The sequence below is a fragment of the Rhodoluna sp. genome (assembly GCF_024639375.1).
Lineage (GTDB): Bacteria > Actinomycetota > Actinomycetes > Actinomycetales > Microbacteriaceae > Rhodoluna.
On record NZ_JAHEIM010000007.1, the window covers coordinates 51,664 to 59,839 of the forward strand.

Below are 8,176 nucleotides of genomic sequence, written 5' to 3' on the forward strand. Positions count from 1 at the left end.
CAAATCAGACACTTGGAGTCACACCAAGTTTCAAAGCCACAGCCATAATTCCAACGGCAGCGCTTGGGCTGCGCATTTCAGACTTGAGAATGCTGTTCACGGCTTCGGCTAGTGGCACCCACAAAACTTGCATGTCAACTTCTTCGCCTTCAAGCACTAAGTCGTGGCCCTGATGGCGTAGTTCTTGCGCCAGAAAAGTAGTAATCGTTTCACTGTTACCACCCGGAGTGGTGTGAAACGAAATTAGCTCTTGCCAGTTTTCGGCGATGAAGCCGGTCTCCTCTAGCAGCTCACGCTTCGCGCCCTCAACGCGAGATTCGCCTTCGACATCCAACAAACCTGCTGGAATTTCCCAAAGGTATTCACGCACGGGATGGCGATACTGCTGAATGAGCAACACCTCTTGGCGCTCATTCACAGCAACCACCGCAACGGCTCCGGGGTGCTTTACAAATTCGCGAACCAAAGGTTCACCGTTGTAGCTAAAAGTTTCGCTCAGCACATCCCAGATGCGTCCAGCAAAGACAACTTCGCTCTTTAGGACTTCAAGAGCAGCAGGTTGGTCTTTAGGCACCGTTAACCTCGAACAATTTGTTCGAAGCCTGGCGCTCAATTGCCGCCGCAACCAATCCGCGGAATAGCGGGTGGGCATTGGTAGGACGTGACTTGAATTCAGGGTGCGCCTGAGTTGCAACGTAATAAGGGTGAACCTCACGAGGCAATTCCACAAACTCAACCAGGTGGTCGTCTGGTGATGTGCCCGAGAAAACCAAACCAGCAGTCGCAATCTGATCGCGGAAGCTGTTGTTAACTTCGTAGCGGTGACGGTGGCGCTCTTCTGCCGAATCTGCACCATAAACCTCAGCCACGATTGAACCTGGCTTTAGCTTGGCGGTGTATAGACCCAAACGCATGGTTCCGCCCATGTCGCCGGCAGCCAAAATGTCTACCTGCTCAGCCATTGTGGCAATCACCGGATACTTGGCTTCTGGGTCAAACTCGGTTGATGAAGCTCCATGCAGGCCAACCACGTTGCGTGCATACTCAATCACCATGCACTGCAAGCCAAGGCAAAGACCCAAGGCTGGAATTCCGTTTTCACGAGCAAACTTCAGGGCGCCAAGTTTTCCTTCGATGCCTCGAACACCAAAACCGCCAGGAACACAAATAGCGTCAACGTCGCTAAGTTCGGCGCGAGCGCCCTCTTCGGACTCACAGCCATCCGAAGGAATCCACTTGATGTTGACCTTGGCGATGTTTGCAAAACCACCGGCGCGAAGAGCTTCGGTAACCGAAAGGTAGGCGTCTGGCAAATCAATGTACTTGCCAACTAAACCAATTTTTACCTGGTGCTTCGGATGGTGAACTGCGTCAAGGACGCTCTGCCAACGGCTCCAGTCAACTTCGCCAGCTTTTTCTTGCAAGCCAAGACGCTCGATGATGTAGCTGTCGAAACCCTGGTCGTTCAAAACTGTTGGCACGTCATAGATGCTCGCTGCGTCGGCTGCGGTGATAACCGCCTTCGAGTCGATGTCGCACATCAGAGCAATCTTGTTCTTGATTGAATCCGGCAGCGGGCGGTCGGTGCGGCAAACCACTGCGTCTGGCTGAATACCGATTGAGCGCAAGGTTGCCACCGAGTGCTGAGTTGGCTTGGTCTTCAATTCACCAGATGCACTTAGGTAAGGCACCAATGAAACGTGAACATAGAACACGTTATCGCGGCCAACCTCGTGACGAATCTGACGAGCTGCTTCAAGAAAAGGCTGTGACTCGATGTCACCAACGGTGCCACCAATTTCGGTGATGATCACATCTGGAGCTGGCACGTCGTGAGACTGCAAACGCATGCGGCGCTTGATTTCATCGGTGATGTGAGGGATGACCTGAACGGTGTCGCCAAGGTACTCACCGCGGCGCTCACGCGCAATCACAGTCGAGTAAATCTGACCGGTGGTTACGTTGGCAGACTGGCCAAGGTTGATGTCTAGAAAACGCTCGTAGTGACCAATGTCTAGGTCGGTCTCGGCGCCGTCATCGGTAACAAACACTTCGCCGTGCTGAAACGGGTTCATTGTTCCCGGGTCAACGTTTAGATAAGGGTCTAGTTTCTGCATCACGACCTTTAGGCCGCGGGCACGCAGTAGGTTGCCAAGACTCGAGGCGGTTAGGCCCTTACCGAGTGATGATGCAACACCTCCGGTGACGAAAATGTGACGTGTTCTACCGGGATCCAAAGCTTCTGCCATGGAACTTCAGCCTACCATTCACTCGCGCCCTTTAAGACCGCGCGACATGCTGGCCCAAAAATTTTAAGCGAATTCCGCTCGGGCTCGGTCGAGCAATTCTGCCGCGTGAACGCGACCAGATTCTGATTCCGGCAAGCCAGAAAGCATGCGCGCAAGTTCGTCAATGCGAGCATCCAGGGATAGCTGAACAACGTCGGTAGCCGTGAAAGATTCGGTGGTGTTTTTTAGCACTCGCAAATGCTGGTTTGCATAGGCGGCAACCTGAGCCAGGTGAGTCACCACGATTACCTGAGCTTGTTGGGCCAAAGCTGCCAATCGACGACCTACTTCGATTGCTGCAGCGCCTCCCACACCGGCGTCGACCTCATCAAAAATAAAAGTTGGCGCTTGCTCGGTTTTGGCTAGCACCACTTCGATGGCCAACATGATTCGAGAAAGTTCTCCTCCGCTGGCGCCCTTGCCAAGTGGGCGCGGTTCGGCACCTGGGTAAGAAGAAAGTTGAATCGAAATGGCATCGTGACCGAAGGCGTTGAAGTCAGAAGCCTCGGCAACATCTACCACCAATGTGGCGCCTGGCATAGCCAATGCTGCCAGCTCAACATTTACTTGTTCAGCCAGTTCGGCTGCCGCCTTTTGGCGAAGCGAGGAGAGCTCCCTTGCAGAGGTCTGCAGCAATTCAAACTCTCGGGCAACCTCACCAGTAAGTTTTTCAATTTGATCGCCAGATGAGTCAAGGTCAAGCAAGCGATCAGAAGCGGTGCGACGGAATTCAATCACTTCGTCTAGAGTTGGCCCGTACTTTCGAATCAACTGACTAATCAGTGCACGTCGCTCTTGAATTTGCTGCAGCGACGCGGTGGTGTCTTCTTCTAGGCCTGCTACGTAGCCAGAAATCTTGGCAGCCACCTCGTTGAGTTGAGCCCCAACTTCACGCAATTCGTCTGCAACTGCCTCAAGTTCGCTGTCATGGCTGGCCGCCTGCTCAAGTGCTCGGCGTGCAACTGCGACTAACCCCAAGGCATCGCTGGCCTCACCAAAAGACTCGCTCGAGAGCGCTTCGTGTGCCGTGTTCGCAGCAACTCTTAGGTCTTCAATGTGGGTTAGGCGTTCGGCTTGTTCCACAAGTGCGGCATCTTCGCCTGGCTGTGGGGCAGCTTCTTCTAGTTCAATTACTGCGGCACGAATTCCCTCGGCCTCGATGCTTCGGGTGCTGGCCTCGGCTTCAAGCTGGGCAAGTCGGGTCGATGCGGTCTTCCAAGCGCCAAAGTGAGCCTGGTATTTCTGCAGTGCCGATGCACAAGCTTCGCCGGCAAACTGATCTAACGCCTCACGTTGGGCAGCAGCCGAGCGAAGGCGAATCTGATCGGACTGGCCATGAACAACAACCAACTGCTCACCAATCTCGGTGAGAACGTTGATTGGTGCTGCGCGACCGCCAATCGAAGCACGTGAACGTCCCTCACTTGAGACCGATCGGTTCAAAATTAGTTCACCGTCAACAACCTCGGCGCCTGCCTCAGCAGCTCGTTCAACGGCGGGTGCATCCCCTGGCAACATCCATCGGCCTTCAACGAAAGCTTGTGGCTGGCCGCGACGAATAGCGGCAGAGTCGGCACGCTCCCCCAGCAACAAACCCAGCGCGGTTAGCACCATGGTTTTACCGGCACCGGTTTCACCGGTCAACACAGTTAAACCTCGACCAAATGGCAAACGCGCCTCAGCAATTACGCCAAGGTCGCGAATGTAAATCTCTTCAATCACGTTGAATTATTTTCTGTGGTCGGTTCCGCGCCAACCGGTAACCGGCAATTGAAACTTCTTCACCAAACGATCTGTGAACTTGCCCTCGTGCATACGCGCGATGCGCACCGGTTGAGCAGATTTGCGAACTTCCACACGCGCACCCGGCGGAAGTTCAACACTGCGTCGACCATCGCACCAAAGAATTCCGTGACCGGCGCTGCGCTGCAAAACTTCTACCGCCAAAACAGCATCTGGGCGAATCACTAATGGTCGAGCAAACAAAGCGTGTGCGCTTAATGGCACCAACATCAGAGCATCAACGGTTGGCCAAACAATTGGACCACCGGCAGAAAACGCATAGGCAGTTGAACCGGTTGGTGTCGAAATGACAATTCCATCGCAACCAAAACTAGAAAGTGGGTGGCCCTCAACTTCAACAACCACCTCGAGCATGCGCTCGCGCTCGCTCTTTTCAACGGTTGCTTCGTTAAGCGCCCAACTCTTATAAACCTCTTTGCCATCTACAAAAACGGTCACATCCAAAGTCACGCGTTCGCGAATTTTGTATTGCTTAGCGGCTACTCGAGAAACCACCTCGGCAAGGTCTTCGCTTTCGCTTTCGGCCAAGAAACCAACGTGGCCAAGATTGATGCCCACCAGCGGAACCGAAGATTCGCGAACGACTTCGGCAGCTTTCAAAATTGTGCCGTCGCCACCAAGCACCATCACCAATTCAAGCTGCGATTGTGTGCAATCTTTGTCGAGTTGCTTAACCTGCGCTTCTAGACCAGCGGCGTGAGTGGCAAAATCAGTCAACTCAACTTCGGTCATCACCGGAGTGATGCCAGCAGCGACCAACTTTTCAACCGCAACTCGAGTTGCGGCCATCGCTTCTTCGCGGCGAGTGTGTGAAACGAGCAATACAAAACGAGCTGAACTCATTTTGACTCCTTCGCAATCGCTTCAATCCGGTCCGTCCATTTTGACTGATTTACAGGTTCGTTTGCAGATATCCACAAAACATATTCAATGTTTCCATGAGTGCCCGGCAGTTCAGAGCGTTCCAAACCGCGGATGCCCATGCCCAGCGCGGCAGCCTCGTCTGCCACCTGCTTGATTGCTCCAGCGCGAAGTCGGTGATCGGTCACCAATCCGTGGGCGCTGAGTGACTGTTTGCCAACCTCGAACTGCGGTTTTACCAAAAGCACAAACTCGGCGTTTGGAGCAACTTCAAGCATTTGTTTCATCACCAGGGTCAACGAGATAAATGAAAGGTCGCCAACCACGACCTCAATCTTGATGTCTTTTTCGGGCACTCGACTCAGCTGCGAAAGAGTCTCGAGAGTTAGATCGCGAGCATTGAAACCTTCGATGCTGATGACCCGCGGGTTGTCAACCAATTCTTGAACCATCTGGTCATGGCCAACATCAATCGCAAAAACGCGATCAACACCGCGGCGAAGCAACACGTCGGTGAATCCACCGGTTGAGGCACCAACGTCCAAAGCGGTCCTGCCAACTAGGTCGATTTCGGCAAATTTATCGAGCGCCTTTGCCAACTTGTGGCCAGCGCGACTCACGTAGTCAATAGCTTCGAGAGCAACAATTTGAGCATCGTCTTCAACCGGTTGTGATGCCTTGCGTGCTGCTTTTCCGTTGATCAAAATTCGATCGGCGTCGATAAGCGACGCAGCGTGATTTCGCGAACGTGCGAGACCGCGCTCTACTAATGCAAGATCGAGGCGCAACTATGCCTCAGCGCCATTGTCATCAGAATTAAGCGCCTGCTCAAGCTGGTCGCGAAGTGCGGCGAATGCTGGCGGCTGCGCTTCAAGCGGCAAAGCCGTGATGCGGGAAACCTCGTCGGTAACTTGGGTCTCTAGTTCTTGTGACATGCCTTAAGCCTATTCGTAAAGGGCTGGCTCAACATCCAAGCCATAGATCGGAACTTCCGAGGCATAAATGACAGCACAGGCGGCGCGCAAAGCACCGAGGCTCTTCGGGTCACCGTGAGTTACAACTACTTTGTTGCCAAGCATTTCGACTTCGGCGTCTTTGCAAGCAAAGCCACGCTTGGTCTTCTTAGGTTGGTCGTAATCGCTCAAAAGCTCGGCCATAGTTGCCACGATGTAGGTTGGTCGGTCCTCGGGTTTAACCCCAAGCACCTCCTTGCGTGTGCTGATGCCAGTCATAACCAATACCGAATCCATGGCAGCTCGGTTTGCCCCGCGGATGTCGGTGTCGATTCGGTCACCAATAAAAATTGCATTTTGTGCTCCAAAGTGGGCAACTGCAGTTTGATAAATTGCAGGTTCCGGTTTGCCGGCAACGATTGGCAATTGACCAACGGCAGTGTGCACGGCCGAAACCAAAGTACCGTTTCCTGGCGCGATTCCTTTTTCACGAGGAATCGTCCAGTCTTGATTGGTAGCAACCCACTTTGCGCCGTTGGCAATTGAATATGAAGCCTCGGCCAGGTCGGTCCACGCTACCGATGGATCAAATCCCTGAATCACAGCGGCCGGCTGGTCATCCGAATACTTAACCAGCTCAAAGCCAGCTTCAACTACACGTGAACGCAAGCCCTCGCCACCAACAACCAAAACCTTGGCGCCAGGAGCAATCATGGTTGCCAAAATATCGACACCGGTTTTCGCCGAACCAATTACGTTTGCAGCCTCTGTGTGAATACCAAACTCGGCCAACTGCGAAGCAATGGTTTCGGGTTTACGAGAAGAATTATTTGTGACATAACCCACCGGGATGCCCAGAGAGATAAAGGTATTGATGGTCTCAGGCGCTGCTTCGATGGCATCGGCGCCCTCGTAGATAACGCCATCAAGATCGCAAAGCACAGTGTCATACTTGCCCCAAACTTTTGCGGAACTTGCCGCAGTCGAACTAGCGACCACGCGCGCTTCCGCCAGGACGTGACAAGCCGCCACCTTTGCCGCGGCTGTTGCCGCCGCCAATTTTACCGCCGCCGAATGAACCAGCGCCGCCAAAGGTGTTGCGCGACTTTCGAATTTCCTCTAGTGACGGGCGTTGCTTCTTATCAGGCTCAGACTTGCCTGAGTCTTTTGACTCGTTAGCGTCTTTAGGTTGGTCAGTCATTTTTGAATTCACGATTCCTTGGTTTTTCGGCTGGTACTGGTATTTCAATTTCTTCAAGCACTTCGAAAACTTCATCTTCGGGGCCTTTATAGCCGCCGAGTGCCGCATCGGCACGGTCGGCCAGATCAAACCACTTCTTTGCCTCAGCATTTCGGCCAAGCACTTCGAGCGTATCGGCGTAGGCGCGGAACAAGGGCGGTGAGTAGTCAAAAACTTTGGTTGGGTTAAGCTCAGGAATTTCAAGTTCAGCAAGGGCCAAGTCGTTTTCACTACGATCCAAGCGCGCACCAGACAAGGCAATTGCCAGGTTGGCCCGAACATCCGCGGATAATTTGCTGCGATCAGCTTCGCGACCGAGCTCAAGTGCGCGATCAGGGCGGCCAAGGCCACGTTCGCAGTCAACCATGATGGGCAACTGGTCGTTTGAGCCGCTGATGCGACGGTGAGTTAGCAACTCTCGAAGTGCAAGAGCATATTCACCAACGCGATAGGCAGTGATGCCAACGGTTTCACGAATAATTCCAATTCGACCCGCACGCTCAGCAGCTGCCAAAGCGTGTTTGTGGGCAAGTTCTGGGTCCTGATCGATTAGCAGCTGCACCATCACCAGGTGACGGGCTACCTTTTCGGCATTTTCTTCGGTCAGGGTCTTCAATTGAACGCGCAAGCCAAGCTCAAGATCATTCGCTGTAATTTCATCAGGAATCATCGGGCTTTTTGGCTTGTCGTAGTCAATTGGGCGGGCAACGCGTGACTGCCAGTCTGGGCGATCAGTCTTTGATCGCTCCGCACGGCCAGCCGGTGCGTCTTGTCTCTTATCACGACCGCCACGACCATGGCCGGTTCCGGCATCATGGCGGGCAGAATCACGACCGCGTTCAGGCTTACCCGAACGGTTTCCGAAATCGCGATCACTCATCTTTATCTCCTGTAAGCATTATAAAAATGCTAGTTAAACCAAAATGGCCACCTCGAAAGGTGGCCATTTTGTTAAATTAAGTCCGGCGGTGTCCTACTCTCCCACAAGGTCACCCTTGCAGTACCATCGGCGCAGGAGGTCTTAGCTTCTG

Annotated in this window: 9 protein-coding genes; all 9 read right to left on the reverse strand. The window is 53.4% G+C overall.

Annotated elements, in window-relative coordinates; translation table 11 throughout:
• Window positions 1-4: 4 nt before the first annotated feature.
• The 9 genes from Q0L28_RS03440 to Q0L28_RS03480 all read right to left on the reverse strand — a co-directional run bounded on the left by Q0L28_RS03440 (window position 5) and on the right by Q0L28_RS03480 (window position 8,025).
• A complete protein-coding gene (locus tag Q0L28_RS03440) occupies window positions 5-574 on the reverse strand; it encodes an NUDIX hydrolase (RefSeq protein ID WP_296631634.1) in 570 nt (189 codons plus the stop codon).
• The gene (locus Q0L28_RS03445; protein WP_296631637.1) at window positions 567-2,249 is read right to left on the reverse strand and encodes a CTP synthase; all 1,683 of its coding nucleotides are present in this window, start codon (window positions 2,247-2,249) and stop codon (window positions 567-569) included. The genes Q0L28_RS03440 and Q0L28_RS03445 overlap by 8 nt, the downstream gene beginning before the upstream one ends.
• A gap of 63 nt (window positions 2,250-2,312) precedes the next feature.
• Entirely contained in the window at window positions 2,313-4,010 is a 1,698-nt protein-coding gene (recN, locus tag Q0L28_RS03450; protein ID WP_296631640.1) for a DNA repair protein RecN, read from the reverse strand.
• 6 nt (window positions 4,011-4,016) lie between these two features.
• On the reverse strand, window positions 4,017-4,934 hold the full coding sequence (locus Q0L28_RS03455) for an NAD kinase (protein ID WP_296631643.1): 918 nt from the start codon (window positions 4,932-4,934) through the stop codon (window positions 4,017-4,019).
• A complete protein-coding gene (locus Q0L28_RS03460) occupies window positions 4,931-5,740 on the reverse strand; it encodes a TlyA family RNA methyltransferase (RefSeq protein WP_296631645.1) in 810 nt (269 codons plus the stop codon). Before Q0L28_RS03460 ends, Q0L28_RS03455 begins: the two co-directional genes overlap by 4 nt.
• Complete coding sequence (locus Q0L28_RS03465) at window positions 5,741-5,887, reverse strand: hypothetical protein (protein ID WP_296631648.1); 147 nt, start codon at window positions 5,885-5,887, stop codon at window positions 5,741-5,743.
• 9 nt (window positions 5,888-5,896) lie between these two features.
• Window positions 5,897-6,904 carry an HAD-IIA family hydrolase gene (locus tag Q0L28_RS03470; protein WP_296631650.1) on the reverse strand — a complete coding sequence of 336 codons (1,008 nt, stop codon included), beginning with the start codon at window positions 6,902-6,904 and terminating at the stop codon, window positions 5,897-5,899.
• Window positions 6,894-7,106, reverse strand: coding sequence for a hypothetical protein (locus Q0L28_RS03475; RefSeq protein WP_296631653.1), 213 nt, complete (start codon window positions 7,104-7,106; stop codon window positions 6,894-6,896). Before Q0L28_RS03475 ends, Q0L28_RS03470 begins: the two co-directional genes overlap by 11 nt.
• Window positions 7,099-8,025 carry a hypothetical protein gene (locus Q0L28_RS03480; protein WP_296631655.1) on the reverse strand — a complete coding sequence of 309 codons (927 nt, stop codon included), beginning with the start codon at window positions 8,023-8,025 and terminating at the stop codon, window positions 7,099-7,101. Before Q0L28_RS03480 ends, Q0L28_RS03475 begins: the two co-directional genes overlap by 8 nt.
• Window positions 8,026-8,176 lie beyond the last annotated feature (151 nt).